The sequence below is a fragment of the Halomonas sp. IOP_14 genome, assembly GCF_021021315.1.
Taxonomy (GTDB): domain Bacteria; phylum Pseudomonadota; class Gammaproteobacteria; order Pseudomonadales; family Halomonadaceae; genus Vreelandella; species Vreelandella titanicae.
This window is the reverse complement of record NZ_JAINWD010000010.1, coordinates 1-26,825: the sequence shown is the minus strand read 5'-3', so window position 1 is coordinate 26,825 and position 26,825 is coordinate 1. Positions and strand designations below refer to the sequence as shown.

The 26,825-nt window shown below is 57.4% G+C and carries 24 protein-coding genes; 13 read left to right on the top strand and 11 right to left on the bottom strand.

Annotation, left to right across the window (positions count from 1 at the left end; translation table 11 throughout):
- Positions 1-23 precede the first annotated feature (23 nt).
- The 5 genes from K7H09_RS09905 to K7H09_RS09885 all read left to right on the top strand — a co-directional run bounded on the left by K7H09_RS09905 (position 24) and on the right by K7H09_RS09885 (position 4,876).
- Entirely contained in the window at positions 24-1,613 is a 1,590-nt protein-coding gene (locus K7H09_RS09905) for an ABC transporter substrate-binding protein (RefSeq protein WP_230804554.1), read from the top strand.
- Positions 1,604-2,584, top strand: a complete 981-nt coding sequence (locus K7H09_RS09900) for an ABC transporter permease (protein WP_039859319.1) — start codon at positions 1,604-1,606, stop codon at positions 2,582-2,584. Before K7H09_RS09905 ends, K7H09_RS09900 begins: the two co-directional genes overlap by 10 nt.
- Positions 2,581-3,381 (top strand): ABC transporter permease, encoded by an 801-nt coding sequence (locus K7H09_RS09895; protein WP_009287317.1) that lies wholly within the window; start codon positions 2,581-2,583, stop codon positions 3,379-3,381. The genes K7H09_RS09900 and K7H09_RS09895 overlap by 4 nt, the downstream gene beginning before the upstream one ends.
- A gap of 63 nt (positions 3,382-3,444) precedes the next feature.
- Entirely contained in the window at positions 3,445-4,269 is an 825-nt protein-coding gene (locus K7H09_RS09890) for an ATP-binding cassette domain-containing protein (RefSeq protein WP_041157873.1), read from the top strand.
- Entirely contained in the window at positions 4,262-4,876 is a 615-nt protein-coding gene (locus tag K7H09_RS09885) for an ABC transporter ATP-binding protein (RefSeq protein ID WP_230804552.1), read from the top strand. The genes K7H09_RS09890 and K7H09_RS09885 overlap by 8 nt, the downstream gene beginning before the upstream one ends.
- A gap of 125 nt (positions 4,877-5,001) precedes the next feature.
- Here the strand turns inward: K7H09_RS09885 and K7H09_RS09880 are convergent, their stop codons facing one another.
- From K7H09_RS09880 to K7H09_RS09865, 4 genes are all read right to left on the bottom strand, one after another.
- A complete protein-coding gene (locus K7H09_RS09880; protein WP_041157871.1) occupies positions 5,002-6,192 on the bottom strand; it encodes an MFS transporter in 1,191 nt (396 codons plus the stop codon).
- 27 nt (positions 6,193-6,219) lie between these two features.
- Positions 6,220-6,852: a C40 family peptidase gene (locus tag K7H09_RS09875; RefSeq protein WP_041157870.1), complete on the bottom strand. Its 633-nt coding sequence runs from the start codon at positions 6,850-6,852 to the stop codon at positions 6,220-6,222.
- A gap of 95 nt (positions 6,853-6,947) precedes the next feature.
- Positions 6,948-9,425 carry a DUF1266 domain-containing protein gene (locus K7H09_RS09870; protein WP_230804550.1) on the bottom strand — a complete coding sequence of 826 codons (2,478 nt, stop codon included), beginning with the start codon at positions 9,423-9,425 and terminating at the stop codon, positions 6,948-6,950.
- Between the two features lie 165 nt (positions 9,426-9,590).
- A complete protein-coding gene (locus K7H09_RS09865; protein ID WP_008958536.1) occupies positions 9,591-9,833 on the bottom strand; it encodes a GlsB/YeaQ/YmgE family stress response membrane protein in 243 nt (80 codons plus the stop codon).
- 138 nt (positions 9,834-9,971) lie between these two features.
- On the opposite strand from K7H09_RS09865, the gene K7H09_RS09860 reads away from it, so the two are divergent.
- The 5 genes from K7H09_RS09860 (at position 9,972) to K7H09_RS09840 (ending at position 15,470) form a co-directional block, all read left to right on the top strand.
- Positions 9,972-10,841, top strand: coding sequence for a D-hexose-6-phosphate mutarotase (locus tag K7H09_RS09860; RefSeq protein WP_022520444.1), 870 nt, complete (start codon positions 9,972-9,974; stop codon positions 10,839-10,841).
- A 61-nt stretch (positions 10,842-10,902) separates the two neighbouring features.
- Positions 10,903-11,094 (top strand): hypothetical protein, encoded by a 192-nt coding sequence (locus tag K7H09_RS09855; protein ID WP_022520445.1) that lies wholly within the window; start codon positions 10,903-10,905, stop codon positions 11,092-11,094.
- Between the two features lie 188 nt (positions 11,095-11,282).
- A complete protein-coding gene (locus K7H09_RS09850) occupies positions 11,283-12,686 on the top strand; it encodes a YcjX family protein (RefSeq protein WP_230804548.1) in 1,404 nt (467 codons plus the stop codon).
- On the top strand, positions 12,683-13,720 hold the full coding sequence (locus K7H09_RS09845; protein WP_230804546.1) for a YcjF family protein: 1,038 nt from the start codon (positions 12,683-12,685) through the stop codon (positions 13,718-13,720). The genes K7H09_RS09850 and K7H09_RS09845 overlap by 4 nt, the downstream gene beginning before the upstream one ends.
- A gap of 109 nt (positions 13,721-13,829) precedes the next feature.
- On the top strand, positions 13,830-15,470 hold the full coding sequence (locus K7H09_RS09840; RefSeq protein ID WP_190373684.1) for a BCCT family transporter: 1,641 nt from the start codon (positions 13,830-13,832) through the stop codon (positions 15,468-15,470).
- Positions 15,471-15,566: 96 nt separating this feature from the next.
- Here K7H09_RS09840 and K7H09_RS09835 read toward each other — a convergent pair whose 3' ends face one another.
- From K7H09_RS09835 to K7H09_RS09810, 6 genes are all read right to left on the bottom strand, one after another.
- Positions 15,567-16,688, bottom strand: a complete 1,122-nt coding sequence (locus tag K7H09_RS09835) for an ABC transporter ATP-binding protein (protein WP_230804545.1) — start codon at positions 16,686-16,688, stop codon at positions 15,567-15,569.
- Positions 16,689-16,872: 184 nt separating this feature from the next.
- Positions 16,873-17,751 carry a carbohydrate ABC transporter permease gene (locus K7H09_RS09830; RefSeq protein ID WP_009287309.1) on the bottom strand — a complete coding sequence of 293 codons (879 nt, stop codon included), beginning with the start codon at positions 17,749-17,751 and terminating at the stop codon, positions 16,873-16,875.
- A complete protein-coding gene (locus K7H09_RS09825; protein WP_027959701.1) occupies positions 17,744-18,670 on the bottom strand; it encodes a carbohydrate ABC transporter permease in 927 nt (308 codons plus the stop codon). The genes K7H09_RS09830 and K7H09_RS09825 overlap by 8 nt, the downstream gene beginning before the upstream one ends.
- A gap of 93 nt (positions 18,671-18,763) precedes the next feature.
- On the bottom strand, positions 18,764-20,023 hold the full coding sequence (locus K7H09_RS09820) for an ABC transporter substrate-binding protein (RefSeq protein WP_027959702.1): 1,260 nt from the start codon (positions 20,021-20,023) through the stop codon (positions 18,764-18,766).
- A 111-nt stretch (positions 20,024-20,134) separates the two neighbouring features.
- A complete protein-coding gene (locus K7H09_RS09815) occupies positions 20,135-21,646 on the bottom strand; it encodes an ATP-binding protein (RefSeq protein ID WP_230804543.1) in 1,512 nt (503 codons plus the stop codon).
- Positions 21,643-22,368, bottom strand: a complete 726-nt coding sequence (locus K7H09_RS09810) for a response regulator (protein WP_009287305.1) — start codon at positions 22,366-22,368, stop codon at positions 21,643-21,645. Before K7H09_RS09810 ends, K7H09_RS09815 begins: the two co-directional genes overlap by 4 nt.
- Positions 22,369-22,648: 280 nt before the next feature.
- Here K7H09_RS09810 and K7H09_RS09805 point away from each other — a divergent pair, with 280 nt between their 5' ends.
- Positions 22,649-23,434, top strand: coding sequence for a hypothetical protein (locus tag K7H09_RS09805; protein ID WP_230804541.1), 786 nt, complete (start codon positions 22,649-22,651; stop codon positions 23,432-23,434).
- Positions 23,435-23,498: 64 nt separating this feature from the next.
- Positions 23,499-23,639: a hypothetical protein gene (locus K7H09_RS09800; RefSeq protein WP_155705729.1), complete on the top strand. Its 141-nt coding sequence runs from the start codon at positions 23,499-23,501 to the stop codon at positions 23,637-23,639.
- Positions 23,640-23,860: 221 nt separating this feature from the next.
- Here the strand turns inward: K7H09_RS09800 and K7H09_RS09795 are convergent, their stop codons facing one another.
- Positions 23,861-24,658 carry a Cof-type HAD-IIB family hydrolase gene (locus K7H09_RS09795; RefSeq protein ID WP_039859313.1) on the bottom strand — a complete coding sequence of 266 codons (798 nt, stop codon included), beginning with the start codon at positions 24,656-24,658 and terminating at the stop codon, positions 23,861-23,863.
- Between the two features lie 173 nt (positions 24,659-24,831).
- On the opposite strand from K7H09_RS09795, the gene K7H09_RS09790 reads away from it, so the two are divergent.
- Positions 24,832-26,772 carry an exoribonuclease II gene (locus K7H09_RS09790; protein WP_230804539.1) on the top strand — a complete coding sequence of 647 codons (1,941 nt, stop codon included), beginning with the start codon at positions 24,832-24,834 and terminating at the stop codon, positions 26,770-26,772.
- The last annotated feature ends 53 nt before the right edge of the window (positions 26,773-26,825 follow it).

Here is a 26,825-nt window from a genome sequence, read left to right as displayed (position 1 = left end):
CTAACAGCATAAAGGATAAAGCGATGACTAAACCAACTCGCCCCATCTTACTGGGTATTGCGCTAAGTTGTTTAGTCGTAGCCACCACTGTGCAGGCAAAAGAACAGCTGGTACTTGCCATTGGCGGCGAACCCGAGCAGGGTTTCGACCCACTGTTGGGCTGGGGGCAGTATGGCAATCCACTGTTTCAGTCGACGCTACTTTCACGGGGCAAGGATCTTGCGCCGCAGCCAGAGCTGGCCACTGAGTGGTGGCTTTCTGAAGACCGCCTGACCTGGACACTCACACTTCGCGAGGACGCCCGCTTTGCCGACGGCACGCCGCTGACCGCTGAAGATGTGGCTTATACTTTTAATGCGGCGGCCCAGGCGGGCGGACGGGCGGATCTTAGCGCCCTGGCTGAAGCAACCGCGCTGGATAAGCACACTGTTTCGCTCCGCCTGAAGGCCCCGCGCATTACCTTTATTGATCAGCTGTTGACACTGGGCATTGTGCCCCGCGCCGAGCGTGATAACGGCTACAGTGATCAGTATGGTCGCCATCCCCTGGGGTCTGGCCCCTATCAGTTGGTAGAGTGGCAGGAAGGCGAGCAGTTAATTGTCGAGCGCAATCCTTACTTCTACGGCCCTACGCCTGCTTTTGAACGGCTGGTATTTCTCTTTACCGGTGAAGACGCCACTCTAAGTGCCGCCCATGCTGGCCAAGTGGATATCGCCTCGACGCCCCCTGCACTGGCGGCCAATGTGCCAGCACATATGCAGCGGTTGATTATGGAGAGTGTCGATAATCGCGGCATTCTTTTTCCCATGCAGCCTGCCAATGGCGAACACGCCGCCTCCGGCGCGCCGATTGGTAACAATGTGACGGCAGATATTGCTATACGTCAGGCGATCAACCTTGCGGTTGACCGCGATACGCTGGTGGAAGTGGCACTGCACGGTTATGGGCGCCCCGCCTTTGGCCCGGCGGACGGCCTCCCCTGGAGCGATAGCAATGAGCGCCTTACCGCTCCCGACCTTGACCGGGCGGAGGAGATACTCGACGCCGCAGGCTGGCAGCTACGCGATGATGGCCTGCGCTATAAAGATGGCCTGCCCGCTAGCTTTCGACTTACCTACCCCTCCAGCGATACTACCCGACAGCTGCTTGCGGAAGTCAGTGCTGAGATGGTGCGCCCATTGGGAATTGAGATACAACCCACCGGCCGCCACTGGGACGAAATCCAGCGCGAAGCGCTGCACCAGGATGCCATTATGTTCGGCTTTGGCAGCCATAGTCCCCAGGAGATTTACTACCTCTTCCACAGTCAGCATGCGGGCAACGGTTTCTACAACAGCGGTTTCTACGCTAATCCAGAGGTCGACGCCCACTTGGATGCCGCCCAGGCGGCGCCTAGCTTTGAGCAAGCCAACCGCGAGTGGCAGGCAGCGCAGTGGGACGGCACCACCGGCTACGGAGTACGCGGCGATAGTAGCTGGGCCTGGCTGGTCAATCTTGAGCATGTCTATTTTACCAATACCTGCTTAGATGTCGGAGATCTAGGTGTAGCGCCCCACGGCCACGGCTGGCCAATCACTGCCAACCTGCTTGAGTGGCGCTGGACGTGCGACTAATTGCGCCTATCGCCAAGCGCGTGGCTCGCCTGGCGCTGGTATTAACCTGCGTCGCCCTAGTGTCGTATGGGCTTATGATGGCCTCCCCCATTGACCCCGTTGATGCCTACCTAGGCCCACAAATGGCCCAAGTGAGCCCAGAGCAGCGCGCACTGATTGCCCAACGCTGGGGGTTTGATGAGTCAGTTGCCGTTCAGTTTGGCCACTGGCTGCGCCAGTTAGTCAGTGGTGACTTAGGCTGGAGCCACGTATACAACCAGCCGGTCAGTGAGGTAATCGCTCAGCGCTTTCAGCGCTCCATTGCGCTACTGGGCAGCGCCTGGCTCATTTCAGCGCTGGTGGGGTTTAGCCTGGGTGTGGTGGCGGGTGCCAAAGAGGGCTCCAAGCTGGATAACATCATCAGCACCTACGCCTTTATTACCGCCTCCACGCCCGCCTTTTGGCTGGCGATACTTGCGGTGCTGCTATTTTCGGTAACCCTGGGGTGGACACCCACCTGCTGCGCAGGCCCCGCCGGGGCGTTAAACCAGGAAGTCACCCTCGCCACACGGTTGCACCATTTACTGCTGCCAGTGGCGACCCTGGCACTGCTGGGCATCGCCAGTATCACCCTGCACACCCGCACCCGCATGCTTGAGCTAATGCGCTCAGACGTTGCTACTCACGCCTTTGCTCAGGGCGCCAGCCGTCTTGATGTGGCTTGGCGCCACGGTCTTCGCCACGCCAGTGTACCGGCGATTACGCTAGCGTTTGCCTCACTGGGCGAACTGTTTGGCGGCTCCATTTTAATCGAGCAGGTATTTGCTTACCCCGGCTTAGGTCAGGCTACAGTGGCAGCGGGCCTGCGCAGTGACGTCCCACTGCTGCTGGGCATCGCACTCTTTACCGCCCTGTTTGTCAGCGTCGGCAATATGATCGCCGATAGCCTGTATGGCGTTATTGACCCGCGCATTAAGGCAAGTGGTTTATGAGTCAGGCTCAACCGCGCCTTCGTGCCGCCTTCAGCCTGGGTGTCACCGCCCTGCTGGTCATGGGACTAGTCGCTAGCCAGTGGCTGCTGGGTGATTCACCGCAACAGATGCAGTTTGACGCCCGCCTGGCACCGCCCAGCGTTGACCACTGGTTGGGCACCGACGCGCTGGGCCGTGAACTCTGGGCGCGCACTCTGGCGGGGCTGGCACTAAGCTTCTGGGTGGGCTGCTTGGCGGCGCTACTGAGCACGCTGATTGCCTTGAGCCTGGCAGCGATAGCCACGCTGTCAGCGCGGCTGGATGCGCTGGTGAGTCTGCTGATTGATACGCTGCTTAGCGTGCCTCATTTGATTTTATTAATGCTGATCGCTTTTGCCCTGGGTGGCGGTACCCAGGCAGTGATTATTGCCGTTGCGGTGACCCACTGGCCAAGCCTAGCCCGGGTGCTGCGCGCCGAACTATGGCAGTTACGGCAGGCGCCCTATGTGCGCATCTCCCGCGCTCTAGGTAAATCGCGCTGGTTTGTGCTCCACGGCCATCTGCTTCCCCATCTTATTCCCCACTGCCTGGTTGGCGCGTTACTGCTGTTTCCCCACGCCATTCTCCACGAAGCCGCATTGACCTTTTTGGGCTTTGGCTTAAGCCCCAGCCAGCCCGCTATTGGCGTATTACTGGCCGATGCCATGCGCTACTTAAGCGGCGGTTACTGGTGGCTGGGGGTATTTCCCGGCTTGGGGCTGTTACTGATGGTGCTGGGTTTCGAGCGCCTCTCAAGCCACCTACGCCGTGCGCTTTAGCGCTTTTCAGAAAAATTGGCTGTAAAAACCACTGGCTGTAAAACTATTAATGGGAGGCCTGCCGTGTTAACGATTGATCAATTATCGCTACAGCTACCTCTGTATGCCTCCTGGTGGAAGCGCGACTGGGCCACCTGCCTGGATGAATTTTCACTAACGGTGTTCCCTGGCGAGGTTCATGCGGTGGTAGGCGCCTCCGGTGCCGGAAAAAGCCTATTGGCTTATGCCATTATGGGTTTACTGCCAACACCTGCACGCTTAAACGGTCAGCTTTACTATCAAGGCAAACCGCTTAACGCGTCACGCCAACGCCAGCTTCGCGGCCGTGAGCTGGCGCTGATCCCCCAATCGCTAAGCGCCTTAGATCCGCTGGTGCGTACTCAGCGCCAGGTGACCTGGGCAGCCCAGCGCGCAGGCCAGCCATCAGCACATGCTTGGCACGCCTCCCAACAAGCCCTTGATCACTATCAGCTAGATGCCCGTGCACAGCAGGCCTATGCCCATGAGCTATCCGGCGGCATGGCCCGGCGCGTGTTGACGGCCATGGCCCATGTCAGCCAAGCCAAGCTGGTGATTGCCGATGAACCCAGCGTAGGCCTTGACCCCCACCAGCGTCAGCGGGTGCTGGATGCGCTGCGCGAACTGGCCAACCAGGGCAAAAGCGTGATTCTGATTACCCATGACCTGCGCCATGCGCTGCCAATCGCCGACCGCGTCACCATTATGCGTGACGGCAAGCTGGTCGAAACTGCGCCCGCCTGCGCCTTTCAGGACAGCGGCGCTTCGCTTACCAACGCTTATTCACAGGCATTGTGGCTGGCGCTGCCGGACAACGCTTTTGCAACGACTGCCATAAGCCGGCGTGAACAGGAGGCGCACGTTGCTTAAAGCACGCCAACTGAGTTTTCACTTTGCCCCCAAGGTACCGCTACTTCAGGACATTTCGCTAACGCTGTGCGCGGGTCAGTGGCTAGGGTTAAGCGGCGACTCGGGGGCGGGTAAATCGACGCTAGGCCAACTGCTGGCGGGCTACTTAGCGCCCCAGGCAGGTGATGTCACCCTGGATGGCGAGGCGCTACCGAAAAGCGGTGTGCAGCCCGTGCAGTGGCTACCGCAATCGCCGGAGCTAGCGGTGAATCCACGCTGGCGGGTAGGTAAGATACTGCGTGAAGCCTGGACGCCTTCTGACGCACAGTGCCAAGCGTTTGGCGTGCAAGCAAAATGGCTGTCGCGCTTCCCTCAGTCGTTATCAGGGGGAGAGCTGCAGCGGGTATGCGTGTTGCGGGCGCTCACGCTGGGAGTACGCTTTCTCGTCGCCGATGAGATCTCCACCATGCTCGATCCAATTACCCAGGTTGAGCTTTGGCAAGCATTAAAACGGGAGGCGGAACAACGCCAGCTTGGCGTGCTGGTGATTAGCCACGACACCGCCCTACTGGAACGGCTTTGCCCACAGCGCTGGCACTTAAGCGAAGGGCATCTGAAGCCATGGTAGTTGATGCCAGGGCAGGTTGAAGCGAGGGTCTTTCGACATGGATGTCGAAAGTAGCGCCCAGGGAGGGGTTCACAGCGCCCTCGCGGAAACCTGCGCTCGGCATCGATACGTGCAACTGGTGAAGGTTAGCCAACCACTTGGCGACGCTCAAAGCGCCATAAGCCGAAAGCAATTATCAGCGTGATACTCAGCAGTAGCCACGAACCGACGCTCACGCCCGACCACCCGGCCCAGCGCCAGAACGGCTCCAGCCAGAAGCCGCCCAAACTGGCTCCCACGTAATAAAACACCAGGTAGAGCGCCGAAGCGCTGCCCCGCGCGCCCTGGGCATAGCGCCCTACCCAGCTGGAGGCCAACGAATGAGCCAGGAAAAAGCCAAAGGCATTAACGGTTAAACCGACAATAATTATCAGCAGCGAATCCGCTAAGGTAATCGCCGTACCCAGCATTAAAATCACCCCCCCCACCATCATGCACGCTGCGGGAGAAAACCGCCCAGCCAGACGCCCGGAAATCATCGAACCGAAGGTGCCGCCGAGATAGGTCAAAAAAATCAGCCCCAGACCACTGGCGGCTAATTGATACGGCGCTGCCGCCAACCGAAAGGTGATATAGCTGTATTGATTGATAAAAATCAGGAAGTTGATACCCCCCAGGCAATAAGCAGCGAGTAGCACCGGGTTACGCAAATGATTGACTAAATCGCTTGCCGCTTTGCGCAGCTCAAAGCGCTGGGGAGTAAAGGCGCGGCTATTGGGCAACAGGCGCCAAAACACTCCACAGCCAATTAGCGTCATAATGCCGACCGCTAGAAATGCCGCCGTGGGGCCGCCAATTTCAGCGGCGCCGCCACCGACGATACGCCCACTGATTCCGCCAAGTGAATTAGCACCAATATAGAGTCCTACAGCGCTTAACAGCGCAGGCTTCTCAAACTCATCGCCCATCCAGGCGATCGCCACCGCTGGCAGCCCGCCCAGCACAAAGCCCTGCACCAGGCGCAAAAACAGCAAGCTTTCAAAGGTGGGGGCGAATGCCAAGGCAATAGAACAACCGCCTGCAAGCAGCAGAGTAATGCGCATTATGCCTTCGCGACCAATGGCATCCGAGAGTGGCCCAAAGACCAACAGCGCAATGGCTAAGGAGAGAGTTGACACCGACATGAGCAGGCTGACACCTAAGGTCGAGACCTGATAGGTCTCCTTTAACCCCGGCAGCAGCGGCTGTGGTGCGTATAAATTGATAAAAACAAGAAATGAGCCGAGGCAAAGCGCCAAGGTGGCGCGCCACCAGGCGCGCGATTTGGCTTCAATCATGCCGTTCCTAAAACGTGTTCGATCTGGCTACTGGAAAACGCTGCCACCCAGCTGGGCCAGATGCGTTGGCTCCAGCGCGCGACGTGACTGCCAGTAGTAGCGCTGCCAGTAACTATTATTCAGGCTGGAGATAATGACCCCTTTTGAGGTCGAGGCGTGGAGAAAATACCCATCGCCCACGTAGATACCCACATGGTTATAACGACCCGGCGGTCGGAAGAACACCAGATCGCCCGCCTGCAGCTCTTGGCGGTCGATCGGGCGTCCCTCGTGTACTTGACCACGGGTGGAGCGCGGAAGCTCTAAATTAAAGGTGTCACGGTAAACATTACGAACCAAGGCCGAACAGTCGATGCCTCTTTCTGAGGTGCCGCCAATTCGGTAAGGCGTTCCTGCCCAGCGCTGGTGTTGCGCCATCAGCGCCTCGCGAACCACTGTTGGCGGTGGTACTTGCAAGCTGCGCAAATGCGCATCGATGGGATCAACCGGGGACATTTGCGGGTTCGCCCCCATTCCCGGCAACGTCATTGAAAAGTAATTCTCGGGGGCCTGAATATTGTTTTGTCGCGCTGAACCTGCACAGCCAGCGACCAATGTAACTAAAAAACAGACACTTACGACACGGACAGCGGTCACAGCGGGGCGTGGCGACGCAACCATGCGATTAACCTCGTGACATTAATAAGAGGGCGGTATGACAAAACTCATTTTTTCTAAGCACGACTATAAGCTAATTATCATATGTTTGGCGAGCATCAATGTAATGTGCGCTGATCGCCCGGTAAGGTATCAATATGCAGTGGCGCAAAATGGCGTGGTTTATTGCCTGGAAAATCCAAGCTCACCCATGGGCCAGCCAAGACCGGTGCACCGCATATCCAGGCCACCAGCGCCTGACGAAAACCAGCTAAAAAGCTTTCTCGCTCCGGGGTTTCGCCCATAAAAAACGAGAAGCCTGCGTACATCCCCATGGCGTACTCCTGCCATCCGGCATAGTGATCTGCCGCCAGTTGGTAAGCACGATCCAACACCTTAGCGAAAGCAGCGCTATCCAGCCAGTTTAACTGCCGCGCGGCAATGGCCAAATCAACCAGCTGGGCAATATCCCAGGCCGCCATATCCACCTCATTACAGCCATCTTCGTTGTCGCGCACACGACGTAAGCGAAGCAGGTGGTGGCGTTCATCTTCAGCACAGTCGCCGGATTCAAGAATGGCGATCTCAGCGCTTAAGCGTTCAGCATTGAGGGTATAGGGCGCGTAGTTAATCTGATACTCCTGGCGATCCCCCGATTCGAGCATGTAGGTCAAAAACTCCTGCATATCGCCTGCGTTGCTCAAGTGGTAGTGGCTCTCCACCCACTCGCGAATCTCGGCACACTCACGGGCACTCTCAGGCTGGGGCTCACTCCATACCGCACTGTTCAACGGGCCCACCAGCGACATAGCGGTGAAGTGACTCAAGGTGGGGCGGCTACCCGGTTCGCGCCAAGCGTCGTGACGCCAATCCAACCAGTGAAACAGACTGCCAGGATCTTCAATGTGCCAAATAATTTCATTCACCAGCGAGGCGTGCTCAGGCTCGGGCAGACAGCTCTCCCAAGCGAACCAGGCTTCTAACAACCGTTTGGCATTGGGATAAAAACGGCACAGGCAGCTTCGCAGTGCGCTGGCATACTCCATTAACGGCGCGCGATCGAATAAGCCGCTGTCGAGGGACATATGCAGATAGAAGGCGAATTTTTCGGCCATATGGATCGTCGCCGCATGGCGGCTTACCCCTTTAACCGCGTTGCGCTGCTTAAGCTCTTCCGGGGTCGGCTGACCAAACCAGCTTTGCGAGGGAGGCAAAACGCCATGCACGGCGTCGGCCGCCAACTGATTAAGATGGTGCGCCTGAGCGGGTAACCAGTAGCGCGCCAGTGCATGAGCGCCTTCATCGGCATGTAAGCCAAGTGACTCCTGCAAATAGAGCGCTGCATCGGCACGCTGCTCTTCCGGCAGCGCCGCGGAGGGGGCTATCTGGCGCAGCATGGCATCCGGTTCGCGTACGCTGGCCAGCGCCAACAACCAGTGATGGGGCGTATTGCGCCACTGCCGAATGCGCGCTTGAGATGCCTTGCGCGTAGGTTCATCCAATAGCTCCCCTGGGGAGCATTTCCAGGGGCTATTCCAAGGGCTATGGGCGCTGTGCAGCAACAACTGGTGCCGCTCGCTGGGTGTTTTACCCCGCCGGTCAATGCCATCAAACAGACTCTGCCCGCGCCCGTACGCATTCAGCACGGCATACCAGTCGTGGTAGCGCCGACTGAGTAAATCAGCGGCGTGCCCCGCTAAGTCATCAGCCTCTTCCTGGCTCAGCAAGCCACAGCAGGCGCCAGCCCAGGCAAGTTCCACAATCCGCAGCCAATCCCAAGCCGCCCACTCCAGGGGCTCGCCTTGAGTGACGAACTTATTCAGCACCGGCGCATAGGGCGAATCTTCCACAACGCTACGCTGCCACTCCATGCGTTGGGCGTTGTCCATACTGAGCAATTCGCGTGCTTCGATATCCCAGCGCTGGCGCTCACCTTGAGCGCCTAGCCAAAGCATCACGCCTATTAGCGCGTCACGGTCATGGACATCCCACACGTGGGCCAGCCACTCGGTGGCCTCGGGCCAGTCGGCTTGGCTGGCGGGATAGACAATAACCGGCCGGAACAGCGCGCATAGCCGCCAGCTCTGCGCTTCAGGTTGCTGGGGCCATAGCGAAGCGGGAGCCGGAAGTTCAGCCAGGGCATTTTCAAGCGTATCCCAGGTAACCCCTTCGCCATCGGTTTCAAGCTTGGCCAGCGCTTGGCAAGCGTCAATAAAACGGTCATCGGCCCCTACTTCCCAGCCCCGCGCACCTAACGCACGGCGTAGATCCGCTAGCCAGGCACGTAGATCGCTGTAGTCGCTGGTGATACGACGGGTTAGATGATGCGCCCAATGACGGGCTTGATCAGCCTCTAACCAGCCAGCCGCTCCCGCCAACGCGGCCCATTCCAAAGCGCCTAGCAAACGGTCAGCGCTACCTGCGGGAGCCCCCAGCCCGTGGAAGAGCTGTTCGGCCAGCTCGCCTCGATTGGTAATGCCCAGTTGTAGCAGGCGCTGCTCTGCCGCTCCTGCATCGACCGCCAGCGGATGAGGAGTAAACGCCCAATCACACAGCACCAGCTGTTGGGCCCACCAGGCATTTAACACGTCGATCAAGAGGCACCTCGAAAAAGCACAATAACACCAGCAAATAGCCGGAAGTAAAGCTGCCTAGTGTAACGGAAAGTGGTGCGAACACCGATAGCCTTAGGCCTCGGTATGCATAAAACGACACCGCCCGGCAAAAGGCCGGGCGGTGACATACAGGTAGCAACTCAATCGCTACGCTTTTTTAACCTTACTGATTACCCAAAGAAGCACCACGGCCCCCACGATCGCGGTGACTAGCGAACCGATAAAGCCACCGGACGAAAGGCCCAGAAGGCTAAACAAAAAACCACCTATAACCGCACCAACGATACCGACACCGATGTTACCCAAGATGCCAAAACCGCCGCCGCGCATGATGTTGCCAGCAATCCAACCAGCCAGGCCACCAATGATTAACCATGCAATAAAGCCCATATAGTCTCCTTACTATCTCGATTACGGGTTGCAGTTACGCGTTTTACCTTAGAGTCACGCTTGTTCTACCATAGCACACAGCGTTAGTGTTCGGCGCCTATTCGGTATCGATGCTTGGCAACTCTTAAAGGAAAATTCATGATCCCCGACTCGCTCAATCAACTGATTAAAAGCACTCAAGGACAGCAAACGACACAGTGGGAAGGCCGCGACGTGGTGCTTTTCAATATGCCTTGGGGCGAGTTGGTGGTTAGTCTCCAGGGCGCTCAAGTGCTGCACTTCTGCCCTGCTGGTGATACCGGCTGGTTATGGCTGACGCCTACGCCCCAGGCGCTGCCAGGCGCTATCCGGGGTGGTATTCCGCTCTGCTGGCCGTGGTTTGCCGACGAGCGCTATTCCGATGAGAGCCCCAACCACAACGGCCCTTTCCATGGCCTTGCCCGCCATGCTGAGTGGCGTCTAGACGCTGTTGATGAGCACGCCGAGGGAATTGAGCTCCACCTCTCTCCAGCACAGCCCCTACATACACTGCTTACCGCGCGCCTGGTGGTACAAGCCAACGCCCAGCGCTTGAACGTTGAGCTGATTAGCGAGAACATCGGCGAAACGCCGATTAAAACCAGCGGTGCACTGCATACCTATTTAGCCGTTGCCGATACCCACCAGTGTCGTCTGGAAGGCCTTTCCGGCGCGCGCTATCTTGACAAACTGCGCGACTTTGCGGAGAGCGAACAGCAAGGCACGTTGGCCGTTCAAGGCGCCGTTGACCGCATTTATCACACCAATGAAGCCGTGCTGCTCAACGATGGTGAGCGCAGCCTGCGCATCGGCAAGCAGTCCAGCGACTCCACGGTAGTGTGGCACCCCAACAACGACCTTCCCAGCGACACTCCCGTCGACGTAGCACGACATTTTATCTGCGTTGAAGCCGCCAATACACGCCTAGACCCAGTCTGGCTAGTGCCTGGCGCCCAGCACCTGTTAGGCACCACCCTCAGCCGCAGTTAATCTTCGGTTCATCAATGCTTTGCTATCATGTGCTCAATGGCATTAGAGCTAGGGAGATCCAATGGATCCGCAACAATGGCTAGAAGCCGCCACGCTGGCGTTTAATTTAATCGGTATGGTGGTGTGCTTAGTGGGCCTAACCTTGGCGCAGAAGATGACCCGGCGCTGGCCAGGCTACACACTGGCGGGGGTTGGCTTTTTGATCGCCACCCTACCGATGCTTTCGCAACTGGTATTAATGTTTAGCCAGTAAAGGCTAAGAGAGCCTGCCTGGCTTGGCCGATCGTCGCGAGAAGCGCGGATTTTGAGCCAAATTTATCGATCGATTGAGGCGAATAGCGTGCTATTTAACGAAATCGATCGAATAAAGTTGGCCAAAATACCGGGATTCGCAGTAGATCAGTGTTAAGTCAGACAGGCTCCTACAAAGGGATCGAAAGGATGCGCCAGCCGTTAAGTCGCGAACTGAGCAATTTATTAGAGCGTGGGCGAGATCGCCAGCTGCGCTTGGCGGTCACCGGCCTTTCCCAAGCGGGGAAAACCGCGTTTTTGACGTCGTTGGTCAATCAACTGCGTCATGCGGGCGTTGAGGCGCAGCTCGATTTGCTACCCGCTGCCCGGGAAGGCCGCTTGCTGGGTGCCCAGCGGCTTAACCAGCCCGACTTAGGCGTGCCACGGTTTCCCTACGACCCCGGCATGGCTGCACTACGCGATACGCCGCCGCGCTGGCCGGAGCCCACCCGCGGCATCAGCGAGTTACGCTTACAGCTGCGCTACCGCCCTGCCCGCAGCGGCTGGCTAACCCCTGAAATCGCCCACCTTACCCTGGATCTATTCGACTACCCCGGCGAGTGGCTGCTCGATTTGCCGCTGCTGCAGCACGACTTTTATAGCTGGAGCCAGGCCCAGGCGTTACACGAGGGCGAACAGCGCCGCAGCCTGTTTAGCGAATGGCTTGCCGCAGTAGAACAGCTCGACCCCGCTGGCGAAGCGGATGAAGCCCAGCTTGCTGCTCTTGCCGAGGAGTACGCTCAAGGCCTTCGCCGCGCCAAAAAGGCCGGTTTTTCCGACCTGCAGCCAGGGCGTTTTTTACTGCCCGGCGAACTGGAAGGTGCGCCGGTGCTGCAGTTTTTTCCGCTACCGCAGCTCGACGCCTCTCAACTCAACACCTCTAGAGAAACGCTGGAGGCACTGCCTGCCAATAGCCTTTACGCTACCCTGGCGGCGCGCTTTCGCTACTACCAGCAGCAAGTGGTCAAGCCCTTTTATCGCGATCACTTCCGCCGCTTTGACCGCCAGATTGTACTGGTGGACGTGCTTGGCGCGCTCAATGCCGGGCCAGAACGCTTTGAAGACCTTTCCAGCGCGCTACGCCAGTTAATGCACAGCTTCGATTATGGCCAACGCAGCCTACTTACGCGCCTCTTCGCACCGAAAATTGACCGCCTGGCGATTGCCGCCACCAAAGCCGATCACGTCACTCCCGATCAACACGGCCACTTGGTACAGCTGTTGGAGGCCCTGCTGGCAGAGCCTCTCAAAGACCTTCGCTTTGCCAACGTGCCGGTTAAAGCGCTCTCGCTGGCGGCCATTCGTGCCACTGAAGCCCGTGAGGTAACCCATGAGGGTAAGCGCTCACCTGCTCTGCGAGGCACCACACTAGAGGGCGAAGAGGTGCTGGTTTACCCCGGCGATGTGCCCGCCCGGCTGCCCGCTGCCAATTTCTGGCAGCAGCAGGGCTTCGACTTCCCCGCCTTTCGCCCGATGCCAACCAGCTCAGAAGCGTTGGATCATATTCGCATGGACGCCGCCATCGACTGGCTGATTGGAGATAAACTGACATGACCACCCCACAGCCACGCCGCCACTTCACGCTGGATGACCAGCCCGAAGAGGCCGCTGATGCAGAGACAGCCCTACGTCAGCGCGAAGCCTTTGCTGGCGCCAGCGAGCATCATCCATTGGCGCCCCTTCCCGAAGATAAAGCGCTGCCTGCTGCCAGTTTAGGTGCGCCGCGTAAACGCCGCTGGGGGCTGCTATTTGCCCTGGTGGGTGGTGCCGGGCTAGGCACGGCAGAACTGGTCACCGGCATTCCTGATGCGATGGCTCAGTCGCAGTGGCTAGCCATGGCCTGGCAGCTGTTCGGGGTCAGCCTGATTGGCTTGGGCGGCCTCTCCCTGCTCAAAGAGGTGGGCCGTCTGCGCCGTCTCAAGCGCCACGACAAACTGCGCGGCGATCTGGCCGAGCTGCCGCTACGCTCGCCCAAGCAGGCCCGGGCCATGGCCGAGCAGTTGAGGCGCCAACTTAAGCTCGCCGACGATGACCCGCACTGGCTAGCCTTTCAGCGCGCCAGCCAACCCCACCATAGTGGTGAGGAGATCCAGACGCTGCTGCGTTACCACCTGCTAGCGCCGCGTGACCGCGAGGCCCAGCGCCTGATTACGCGTATGTCCGGCGAAACCGCCATCATGGTCGCCATCAGCCCGCTAACACTGGTGGATATGGCGCTGGTGGCTTGGCGCAGCCTGGCGATGGTGGATCGACTCTGCCGCCTTTATGGGCTTGAACTGGGCTACGCCAGCCGCCTGCGGCTGTTTCGTAACGTGCTGCACAACATGGCTTTTGCCGGTGCCAGCGAACTGGCCACCGACGCCAGTATGGATATGCTCTCGCTGGATTTAGCCAGCCGCCTTTCCGCCCGTGCGGGTCAAGGCCTCGCCACCGGGCTGCTTAGCGCGCGCCTTGGGTTACGCGCCCAGCGGCTCTGTCGTCCGGTGCCCTTCACTGCCGATGAGCAGCCCAAAATCGCCGATCTACGCCAAGACCTGTGGCGGCAAATCAAACGGCTCGATAAAGAAAAGGTGCCGCAGAATCGCTAAAGGGTTAAACGGCGGCACCCCTCCTTTTCGGCCACAAAATGGGATTCAACGCTGTTTATCCTCATGATGGGGGTTTGACATGGCATCTTCCACTGAGGAGACGTAGTGTATGAACCATCCCAATGATCCTGAGTCGCCTTCGGTAACGAGCGACATGCAGACCGACTATGTCGTCGGCCAGGACAATATCAAGGGGCAGCTTGGCCCCATCGGTTTCGACATCCACAACCGCGTTTTTGTGGTATCCGCGCTTGCTTCCGCTATCTTCATCGTCCTCACCCTGCTGTTTCCAGAGCGAGCGGGGAGCACTTTTCAGTCCATTGTTGCCTTCTCGACGGGAACGTTGGACTGGTATTTCATGATTCTGGTCGACTTCTTTATTCTGTTCTGCTTAGCGCTGGTGGTTCTGCCTTATGGCTCAGTCAGGCTGGGCGGGGCCGATGCGCGACCGGATCACAGCTATCTCTCCTGGTTCGCCATGCTGTTCACCGCGGGAATCGGCATCGGCCTGCTGTTCTTCGGCGTACTAGAACCGGTTTATCACGCCAATGTCTCGCTGCCTCTGGGCATCGCATCCCCCTTCGGCGCCGATGGGGCGCTGAATCCAGCCGCTGTTGATAACGCCAGCGCCATGGGCCTGGCGGGTACCTATCTCCATTGGGGTATCCATGGCTGGGCGGTGTATATAGTCATGGCGCTGGCGCTGGGTCTGTTTACCTATAACAAAGGCTTGCCGTTCTCGATTCGCTCGGCGTTTTTTCCCATTCTCGGTGAGCGCGTCTGGGGCTGGTGGGGCCATGTGATCGATATCCTGGCGGTGTTTTCCACCCTCTTCGGGCTGGCAACGTCCCTTGGGCTTGGGGCACAGCAGGCTAATGCGGGGATGAACTTTGTCTTCGGCCTGGAAGTAAGCACCTTGACCCAGGTCATCGTCATCATTCTGGTGACGGCGGTGGCGCTGGTGTCGGTTTGGCGCGGTCTTGAGGGCGGCTTGAAGAAGCTCTCAGAGATCAACATGATCCTGGCCGTTCTGTTCTTCTTTTTTGTGCTTTTCGCTGGCCCTACTCTGCTGGCTATGACGGGTTTCTGGTCGGGGCTTACCACCTATGTCACTGAGTTTATTCCTCTGTCCGCGCCCTTCGGTCGTGAGGACGATGCCTACCGCCAGTCCTGGACGATTTTCTACTGGGCCTGGTGGATTAGCTGGGCACCTTTCGTGGGGATGTTTATCGCTCGCGTCTCCCGGGGCCGTACGGTGCGTGAGTTTATCCTCTGCGTTTTGCTGGTTCCCAGTCTGTTTATCTTTGTCTGGATGGGCGTCTTTGGCTCAACCGCCCTTGAACAGCTCTATGCTGACCCGGTGGGCAGCCTGGTTAAAGAGTATGTAATCGACAACTACAGACCCGAGCTTTCGCTGTTCGGCATGCTGAACGAACTACCGTTGACGGGCCTGATGTCGACCCTGGGTATCGTCCTGGCGCTGATCTTCTTTGTCACCTCCTCGGATTCCGGCTCCCTGGTCATCGATACCATCACCGCCGGTGGTAAAATCGATGCTCCGCGGCCACAGCGTATGTTCTGGGCAGTCGTCGAGGGCCTCATCGCGATTGTGCTGCTTATCGGTGGTGGTCTGACCGCCCTTCAGGCCGGTGTTACCGCCACCGCTATTCCGTTCTCGATTGTGATGCTGCTGATGTGCTACTCGATCATCAAGGCGCTCAATGGCGAGCTACGGCTTATTCGTAAGTAATACCTGCAGTTGAAACCTTTAGGTAACTACAAAAGAGGCCCCCTGCTGAAACCAGCAGGGGGCCTACTATTTCACAACAGGTTCAAGTCAAACCGCTTACGCAATACGCTGCTCGGTCTCGGCATCAAATAGAATCGCCCGCCCCATATCAACACGCAGTGATAAGCGCTCCCCTGCAACTACTGCGCATTTAGGCCCGACACGGGCAGTCACTTCCTGTTCGCCCAGCGGTAAGCGCAGCAAAATATCCGCCCCGGTAGGCTCTACCACCGCCACATTAGCGCTCAACAGCGTTCCTTCGGCTTGGGACGTTAACCGCTCATCTTCTTCACTGAAGTGCTCTGGGCGTAGGCCAAGAATGACCGGCTGGTTAAGCCGTTCGGCCATATCCGCGGCGATGCGCTCCTCCGGCCAGGGCAGCACCAGTTCATCCTCACCCGGCGTGGCAATGCGCAGTTGATAACCGCCGTTGCTATCTTCCAGAGTGGCGCGAATAAAGTTCATCGACGGCGAGCCCATAAAACCCGCCACAAACATATCCACCGGGTTGTTGTAGACCTCATCCGGCGAGCCGAGCTGCAGAATATGGCCGTCGCGCATCACCGCAATGCAGTCGGCCAGGGTCATGGCTTCGACCTGGTCGTGGGTGACGTACACAATGGTGGTGCCCAGGCGCTGGTGGAGCTTTTTGATCTCAGTGCGCATATCCACGCGCAGTTTGGCATCCAGATTAGAGAGCGGTTCGTCAAACAGGTACACCTTTGGCTCCCGAGCCAACGCACGTCCCATGGCTACACGCTGACGCTGCCCGCCGGAGAGCTGTGCAGGCTTTCGCTCCAGCAGGTGGGTAATTTGCAGTAGGTCGGCCACCCGCTCCACCGCGGCTTCCCGCTCGGCTTTGGGCACCTTGCGCATCTCCAGCCCGAAGCTGATGTTCTGGCGTACAGTCATGCTGGGGTAAAGCGCGTAGGACTGAAACACCATGGCGATATCCCGATCCGCGGGGGTGCGCCAGGTCACGTCTTCACCATCGATATAAATATTGCCGGACGTCACTGGCTCAAGCCCGGCAATGGCGTTCATCAGCGTGGACTTACCGCAGCCTGACGGCCCAACCAGAATCAAAAACTCGCCGGAATCGATCGAGATGCTGACGTCTTTGAGCACCCGCTCGCTGCCGAACTCTTTGCGCACGTTGTGGATTTCTAACGCTGCCATAATGAAAATCCTATTGTAAGACTGCTGACAAAGCTGTTAGCCCGGTCAGAACAACCCTTCGCGGGGGCGCTGTAAATCCCTCCCTGGACGCTACTTTTTCCATCCCTGGAAAAAGACCCCCGCTACGGGTTGATCTGACCTTGCCAAGGCAAACTTTAGAAAGTTGTCATCAATCTGATTGTTATTAACCTTTAACCGAGCCTGCTGTCAGCCCGCGCACGAAGTATTTTCCCGCCAGCACGTACACCACCAGGGTGGGCAGCGCGGCAATCATCGCCGCCGCCATATCCACGTTGTACTCGCGAACGCCGGTGGAGGTATTCACCAGGTTGTTTAGCGCCACGGTAACGGGCTGGGTGTTGTGGGCTGAAAACGCCACGCCAAACAGGAAGTCGTTCCAGATTTGGGTGAACTGCCAAATCACTGAGACGACAATAATCGGAGCCGAAACCGGCAGTAGAATGCGCCAGAAGATGCGGAAAAAGCCCGCGCCATCCAACTTCGCCGCCGATACCAGCTCGTTGGGGATACCCACGTAGAAGTTGCGGAAGAACAGCGTGGTGAAAGCGATGCCAAAGACCACGTGAACCAGGATCAACCCGGCGCGGGAGCTGGAGATCCCCAGCCAGCCGAGGGTTTGCGCCATGGGCAACAGCACCACCTGGAAAGGAATAAAACAGCCAAACAGCATTAGCGCGAAGACTAATTCAGAGCCTTTGAAGCGCCATTTGGTCAGCGCATAGCCGTTAAGGGCTCCGATAGTGGTTGAGATCAGCACCGCTGGAATCACAATCGCAAAGGAGTTCCAGAAGTAGCCGCCAACGCCATCGCAGCGCATGCCGGTACAGGCTTCACCCCAGGCTTTTGTCCACGGTGCGAAGGTGGGGTTTTGCGGAAACGAGAGCAGCGAACCGGCGCTGATTTCGCTCAGCGGCTTCACCGAGGTCATCAGCATGACCACCAGCGGGAGAATATAGAACAGCGCGGCGAGGATCAGTACGCCATAGAGCAGGCCACGGCCCAGCCGCGCAGCGGGCGTCTGACGACGAATCACATTAGCCATGCTTGCGGCTCCTTAATTCGGAGTAGAGATAAGGAATCAAAATCGCCAACACGCCGCCCAACATCAGCATGGCGCTGGCAGAGCCCAAACCTATCTGCGCCCGGGTAAAGGCATGAGCGTACATAAAGGTGGCGGGTAAATCGGTGGCGTAGCCAGGCCCGCCGCCGGTGAGCGCGACGACTAGGTCAAAGCTCTTAATCGCAATATGGGCCAAAATCATCACCGCGCTAAACACGACCGGGCGCAGGCAGGGCATCACCACGCGCAGATAAATCCGCGGCAGACTAGCGCCATCCAACTGCGCTGCTTTGATAATGCTGTCGTCGATACCCCGCAGCCCGGCTAAAAACAGCGCCATCACAAAGCCTGACGCCTGCCATACGGCGGCAATCACCAGGGTATAAATCGCCATATCCGGATCGACAATCCAGTCAAAGCGAAACGACTCAAAGCCCCAGCCTTGAACCATCGCCTGAATGCCTAGCTGCGGGTTGAGTAGCCACTTCCACACCACGCCGGTAACGATAAATGACAGCGCCATGGGGTAAAGATAGATCGTGCGCAGTGCCCCCTCTTGGCGAATTTTTTGATCGAGTAGTATCGCCAGCAGCGAGCCAATTGCCAGGCAAATCACCACGAACAGCACGCCAAAAATCATCAGGTTGGTCGAGGCGACCCACCAGCGCTCATTGGCCATTAAGCGTGCATATTGACCAAAGCCGACAAAGTCATAGCTGGGCAGCATGCGCGAGCTGGTTAGCGAGAGCACGAACGTCCACAGCATGAAGCCGTAAACAAAGAACAACGAAATGGCCACCGACGGTGCCAGCACCAGACGAGGCAGCCACGCCTGCAAACCGCCGGATGGCGTCGACCGCTTAGCGCCAGCCCCTAAAGGCGTCGCAGAGGTATTTTTCATGGGGAGGGAATCTCTCATGGAGAAGTATCCTTGCCAAGCAACGAAGGCGCCGCCGTTGCAGCGGCGCCTGAAGAACGCTAACGCTAGAAAAGCCTAGAAAGAGGCCGCTTCGGCAGCGCTCACCATACGTTCTGCCGCTTCTTCAGCAGGCATATCGGCGTCGTTGAAGTAGTTGGTAACCACATCAAAAATGGCACCCTGTATATCCGCACGTACGGCCATGCCGTGGGCCATACTGGGCACTAGGCCACCCTCTTCAGCGGTGCGCTGGAAATCAGCCAACGACTGCTGGGCACAGCTATCGAATTCGCTCATGTCCAGATCTGGCCGCGCAGGAATCGAGCCTTTGGCAAGGTTAAACGCTTCCTGGAAAGTAGGCTCAAGCACTAGGCGGGCTAACGCTTGCTGCGCTTCTCGCTCATCGTCGTCAGTGACCCGGAACATGGCCAGGCTATCGATATTGAAGGTGAACGCATCTTCGGTGCCCGGCGCTGCGGCACAGAGGTAATCTTCCCCGGCGGTCAGTCCGGCCGCAGTGAACTCCCCTTTGGCCCAATCGCCCATCAGCTGAAACCCTGCCACTCCTTCAATCACCATTGCCGTGGCAACATTCCAGTCACGCCCGGGCATGCCTTCATCCATCAGCTCGCGGGTACGCTTGAAGTCCTCAAGGGCATCGATCATTTGTTCGCCGCCCAGGGCTTCAGGGTCTAGTTCTACCAATGCCTGCTGATAAAACTCGCTACCCTGACCACCTAACAGTACGCTTTCGAAAACCGTAGCGTCCTGCCAGGATTGGCCGCCATGAGCCAGCGGTACGAAGCCCGCTTCTCGGATAGCCTCACCTGCCTCGAATAGTTCATCCAGCGTGGTGGGCATCTCTACCCCTGCCGCTTCGAGCACTTCGGGGTTGGCCCACAACCAGTTTACCCGGTGTACGTTGACGGGTACCGCCACGTATTGGCCGTCGTGACGCATGATATCGGCCACGACTTCCGGCAGCAGCTCATCCCAGCCTTCCGCATCGGCAACGCCGTTCAGGTCACCGAGCAAGCCAAGCTCACCCCACTCCTGAATTTCGGGGCCTTTGATTTGGGCTGCAGAGGGTGGGTTGCCCGACATGGCACGAGATTTAAGCACCGTCATGGCGGTTTCACCGCCGCCGCCTGCCACTGCAAAGTCCTGCCAACCGTAGCCTTCAGCTTCCATTAACTCTTTAAGCACGTTGGCAGCGCGAGCTTCACCACCGGAAGTCCACCAGTGCAGCACTTCAACTTCATTCGCTTGAGCGGTGGTGGCTAGCGTGGCACCTGCCAGAGCAAGCGCGAGGGTCGTCTTCTTAAGCGTCGACATGGAGTAACTCCTTATATTGTTATTGTCCTCTCGGACGTTCGACATCCAAGAGGTTACGCCAAGGGGAGCGTCAACGGGAGTTACCGAGTACTGCATAGTGTTGGGGTTTTATTACAAACCTGTAATAGTTTCCTGGCGGGGTAGCGTGAGAGTTACCACCAGCCCACCATCAGCATGGTTGGCGAGCGTGATATCGCCGCCATGGGCACGGGCAATATGCCGGGCAATGCCCAACCCGAGGCCGCTACCACCCGTGTGTCGACTGCGTGAGGGCTCCAGGCGCACAAAGGGCGAAAACACCCGCCCCAATTGCTCTTCGGGTATACCTGGGCCGTGGTCACGAATACGCATGGTGACAACATTACCGTGATCGATTAGCTGCACATCGGCCTGCTTGCCATAGAACACCGCGTTCTCAAGCAGGTTTGCCAGGCAGCGTTTAAGCGCTACCGGCTTGACAATCAGCGGCGCGATAAGAGAACCACTTTTAATCTCAATAGTGACCTTCCCCCCCTGAAGGCTAAGCTCTTCGGCCAGCTCTTTGAGCAGGTGTGTTAGATCAACGGGCTCGGGCTCTTCATGCAGGTCTAAGCCTTTTACCGAGGCCAAGGCACCTTTAACCAAGCTATCCAACTCATCCAATGAGGCGCAAAAGCGCTCGCGCTGATAGTCGTCATCGAGCATCTCGGCGCGCAGGCGCATGCGGGTTAAGGGGGTCTTTAAATCATGGGAAATCGCCGAAAACAGCCGTTCGCGCTCCTCAATCTGCTCGCGAATACGCCGCTGCATGCGATTGAACGCCGCGGCGGTGGCGGCCACTTCTTTGGGGCCACTCTCCCGTAGTGGCGGCATATCCAAATCATCGCCCAACTGATTCGCTGCCCGTGAAAGCCGCGCCAATGGTCGGGTCACACTGGTAATTCCTAACAGCGAAAGCGCCAGCACACTCAGCAGCACCAGTAACCCGACCAGCAAACGCTCTTCAGAGAGCCAGCGATAACCGCTGAAAATATCCGGTACGCCCAGCAGCGTGGCCACATACAGCCAGGTGCCTGGGGCAAGCTCCAGTTGAACCACTAAAATCGGCGGCGAGAGTGGCTCCATCAGCAGGCTGTGCTGCCCCCAGCGGGGCGGTAGGTCGTAAAGCAGTACTTCGTTATTGAGCACACGCAGGTTTTCCGGGCGGGAGAACTCGACAATCACGTCGTCGATATTGAGCTGCTGGGTGAGCACCGAGCGCACATTGTTCACCACCACCTGTTTTTCCGGCCCGGAGCCGATATCGTCGATGGCCAGCCTGCGTTCGTTGACGCTAACAAAAAAGCGCGTGCCACCCATATTACGCAGCTGATCGAGCACAATATGGCGGTAATCAACGGGCAGTGAGCGGAAAAACTTCATGGTGGAGGCGATGCTAAACGCCATATTGGTGGACAGCTCATCAAGCTGTGCCAAGTGGCTGGAGCGCACCTGGGAAGTCCAGATGGCGTAGCTGGCCCCTTGGGCGACAAGCACTCCGGCGATCATGATGATCACGAAGCGCCCGCGCAGCGACGCCGGCAGCCAGCGGGCAGCTCGTCGGGATAAGCGTCGACGAATGGTTGCCCACTCCACGCGTCTCACGTTAATGCATCTACTTGGGCGGTTAACACATAGCCTGCCCCGCGCACCGTTCGAATCAACTGCGAGTGCTGGGCATCTTCACCCAGCCGTTGGCGCAGGCGGCAAACGTGGACATCAATGGAGCGATCAAGCGGCGGCGCGTCCCGCCCACGGGTAAGCGCGTATAGATCATCCCGAGTGAGCACCTTCGCCGGATGCTCTAAAAACACCTGCAATAGCTGAAAATCAGCCCCTGAAAGCGCGGCGCGCTCGCCCTGCAGGTCAATCAACTCGCGGGTCATGCGGTCGAGTTGCCAATTACCAAAACTGACCCAGCGCGCCTGCCCCGCAGGCAACTCTGGTGGAGCACTGCGGGTGCGTCGCAGTACCGCTTTGACGCGCGCCAGCAATTCGCGGGGATTAAACGGCTTGCCCAAGTAGTCATCAGCACCCAGCTCCAGACCCAGAATGCGATCGGTCTCATCGGCGCTGGCGGTAAGCATTATGATCGGCACATCGCTGTGCTTTCGGACGTCACGGCAGATGGTAAAGCCATCGTCACCGGGGAGCATTAAATCGACAATAAGCAAGTCGGGGGCGTGTTCTGCACGCAGAGAATGCAACGCCTGCGCACCGTCCGCTGTGAATACCCGATAGCCATGGCGCCCCAGGTAGTCAGCGAGCAGTTCACAAATCTCTGGGTCATCGTCGACCACAATCAAAGTAGCAGGGGTTGTCGTCATCTCAGCGGGTTCAGCCCTACGCTATTGTCGTTATTGGGCCTTGATGATGGTCGAGGAAACTGTGCATCTCAAGCCCCCTTCGACTAATGATGAAATCACCTGTGGCTACGCTATTTCTGTGTATTAATAAGAATGCTAACAAAAAAATACAATATTTACTTAATGCTTTTGTTTGCTTAGCCGATTAATAATGTAGATATAGAGCAATAACCAGCGCTTTCGCCACTATCATCGGCCACATATTGATAGCGATTAAGCAAAGCCACAAGGAGGTATTGCAATGACAATCGGTATCGGGCCATCTACTCCGGTGACCTCTCAATCTACATCGGGTAGCCGCACTCAGGGTGTATCAACCAAGGGAACTGAACAAGGCGGCAGCACAACTCCTACTTCTGGTTCATCGAAGCCATCAAGCCAACTTTCCACGTTGGCTCAGCAGTTAAGCGATAGCGCCCTGCGTGCCGAAGAGCGTGATGCTAGCCTGGATCGTAAAGCGTTAGGCCAAAAAGCCGATGCACTGCTAAGCCAAATTACCGGCCAAGGCTACCATAACAACCGAGCTCGATATGATGCCGAAGTTCCCAACACCGATGATCCAGAACTCTTGGAGCGAGCAAAGCAGGCCACCTCCTTTGTTAATGGCAGAGGTAGCAATCCTTTTAGCGGCTTGTCTCAAGATCAATTAGTACTGATTATTTATGACGATAGTGGCACGTTTACGGCCAATGAACAGCGCGCAGCCTGGCAAGAAGATTATGATCAGCGGCAAGTATGGAAACAGGCCGTCGTAGCCCGTGGCAAGCTGGAGTACAGCCAAACAGGCAAGATGACCGACTTCTTCAAAGAAGTGCTTGGCAATTACAACGACCTGCCTCCCATCATGCAGGCACAATATCCCGACTTCTATGCCCCACGCCTTGAGCACCTGATCGAGATGGATTTCAACTTTATGACCCACCGCGCCGAAGGCAAAGGGGCACCTGAAGATATTTTTGACATACTGATGTCGAGCGAAGACTTTGCCAATCTTGGTAAACGCTTTGCTAACTCAACGGTTAGTTGAAAAGAGATAATAGTAAATGCGAAGCAATTCTAGCGCTGAGGAAGATATTTCACGCGAAGCGCTCATGGCCGATGCCAACGCTCTTCCTCAACAGCTTAATCAAAGTCTGCTTGAGGCTTTTATTGGCAAAAACGATGAAAAACCCACTGAACGTAGCTTTATAATGAAAATGTTTGATTGGCTGAAACCACCAGCGAATAAATAAAGCGTAACGTCAGTTTTTGAACAGCTCATCAAGGGAGTTGGCGGTCAAGATCGCTCCAGACCACTCATCCAACTGCGCAGGCGTTGCTTGCTCCAGCCGCTGTTCTGCCCAAACAGGCAGCTCGCCAAATTTTAGGCCAAGCTGTTGAGCTGCTTCAGATTGACCTCAGCCCCAAGTCGCTGCAAGTGACGAAATTAAGAGCCACTAATTAATACGTAACCCTACAGCCCAAAGCGCTTTTTCAGCCATTGGGCAACGGCGGCTTCGCCATGGTGACCGATACGTTCAGCGCCGGTGACACGATCAAATAGCGCAGGGTGGGCATTGGCCATTACCTGGGCCTCCCCTGCTAAATCGAGCATTTCGGTATCGTTAAGATTATCGCCAAACGCTAGGCAATCTGCAGGCGTTAAGCCCAACCGTTCCAGCAGTGATGACAGCGCCACGCCTTTGTTGACCCCACCGGCCATGATTTCCAGAGAATCAATGGTGGAATAGGTAATATGCAGCCCGTCGCCGTGGGCCTCTTGCGCCTGTGCTTCTAACTGCTTTAGCGCCTTTGGGTCGCCTAGATAGAGCACTTTGCCTACACCGTTAGTGTCCATTTGCGCGGGGGACACGACTTCATAGCCAAACCCTGTAGAGGCATGAAGAGATAATAAATGTGGAGCTTCTGAATCAATATGCCAGCCGCTTTCGCGATAAAGATTAAGCCGTACTTGAGGAGGGCGCGGAAGACCGATTAGCGTCTTTGCATATTCAGGCTCAAGGTGATTAGCCGCCAACAAAGCATCGTTGGGATCATGTACATAAGCACCATTGGTGCTAATCAAGTGCGCCGGAATATCCAACTGATCACGAAACACCTTCATATCGTGGTAGTGGCGGCCAGAGGCGAGTGCGACATGATGACCTTGCTTCACCAATGCTCTTAGCACCTCTACGGTGCTTGCGTGCAGGGTGTGGTCGCTTCCTAATAGGGTGCCATCCAGGTCAGAAACAATCAGGCGAGGTGTCATAGCGCGCTCCGTGAGTATGAATATTCAGCTTAACCGATTCCCTTGAGCGCATGTAAGCCTTTGACTCGCCATTACCAAAGCCAACATCAGGGCCAACATCGCATAGCGACAATTGGCGCAGCCTGCGGGAATCCGTATAGTGGCAGCCTAACTCTCGCCAACTGATTGAGCTCATGCTTCAGAACAACGCCATGCTTGCCCAGCTCAAGCAACAGATTCGTCAAACCACCCCCCGTGCTGAAGGGGTGATCAAAGCCACCGACAAAGGTTTCGGGTTTCTCGAAACCGACGACGGTGAATCCTATTTCGTGCCGCCGCCCGCCATGAAGCAGGTGATTCACGGTGATCGCGTGGAAGGCGTGATTCACGAGAACGGTGACAAAAAGTCCATTGAGCCGGAAAAGCTGATTGAAGCGGGTCTTGATCGGTTTGTCGCCCGGGTGCAGAAGCGCGAAGGTCGCCTATCTGTCGCCCCCGACCATCCGTCGATTAAAAACGTTATCAAGGCGCGGATTAAGAACAGCCTTGACGAAGACTCCATTGCTGACGGCGATTGGGTCGTTGCCCGCTTGGTACGCCATCCACTAAAAGCCGATGACCGCGCTTTCTTTGCCCAGATTGATGAGCTGGTCGCCAAAAGCGATGATCCGGCAGTGCCATGGCGCGTCACACTTGCACGCCATGCGCTGGAGCAAGAGTGCCCCGATGCGGGCACCGACTGGCCGCTGATCGATGAAGGCCTGACTCGCGAAGATTTAACGCCCACGCCCTTCTTCACCATCGATGGTGAGAAGACCCGCGATATGGATGATGCGCTGCACGTGGCTACTCGTGCGGAAGGCGGCTGGCGGTTGAGCGTAGCGATTGCCGACCCCACCGCTTATGTGGAAGAGGGCCATGCGGCTGATTTAGAAGCCCGCACTCGCGCCTTTACCGTTTACCTGCCTGGCCAAAACGTCACTATGCTGCCAGAGCAGCTAGCAGATGATCTCTGCTCGTTGTGGGAAGGCAAGGAGCGCCCCGCGCTGGCCTGTACGCTGGATATTAATGCCGACGGCAGCATGGGCGATTACCGCTTTTTTGCGGCGAACGTTAAATCTCACGCCAAGCTCGTTTACGACAACGTCTCCGACTGGATCGAAGGTCAAGGCGACTGGGCACCCGCGGATGAGATCGCCGAGCAGCTTACTGCGCTGCGTGATTTGACCGAAGCGCGTACCGCTTGGCGCAATGAACACGCGCTGGTGTTTAAAGACCGTCCCGACTACGTGTTTGATCTCGATCCCGCCGGTAACGTATTGGCGGTGCGCACCGAAGAGCGCCGCATTGCCAACCGCATGATCGAAGAGTCGATGATTGTGGCTAACGCCTGCTGCGCGGATTTCCTGGCCCAGCACATCGGCCACGGTATCTTTAACGTGCATCGCGCGTTCGAGCCCGAGAAAGCCGAAGCCGCCCAGGAATTCTTGGCAGGTCAGGAGATCGTGGTCGAACGCGAAGCGCTGACAGAGCTTGCCCGCTACACTGAGCTTAAGCGTGTGCTGGAAAGCCGCGATGACGCCTGGCTGGATGCGCGCCTGCGCCGCTTCCAGGGTTTTACCAGCATGTCGGCCCAGCCCGGCCCACACTTTGGCCTGGGCCTAGCCGCCTACGCTACCTGGACCTCGCCGATTCGTAAGTATGGCGATATGGTCAACCACCGCCTGATCAAACGCGTGTTGAAAGGCGAACAGGCCCCCGCCGAAGCGACCCAGCAGCTCACCGAGCAACTGACGGAACGCCGCCGCCTGAACCGTATGGCCGAGCGCGACGTGAAAGACTGGCTCTACGTGCGTTACCTAACGCCCGCTGCACAGAACCAGGATACGTTTGAGGCCGAAATCATGGCCATCAACCGTGGCGGCATGCGCGTTCGTCTGGTGGAAAATGGCGCAACTGCGTTTGTGCCCGCCCCCTTGATGCACAGTGACCGCAGCAAAGTGGTCATTGACGATAAAGAGGGCCGTATCCAGATCGAGGGCGAAGAGCGTTACAAGCTTGGCGATCCGCTGCGCATAGTGCTCACTGAAGCACGCGAAGAGACTCGCTCGCTAGTGGCAAAGCCTGCCAATTGACGGGTAGGCAATAGCTAGACATATCGAGTAGGAAGGGGAGTCGCCTCCCCTGT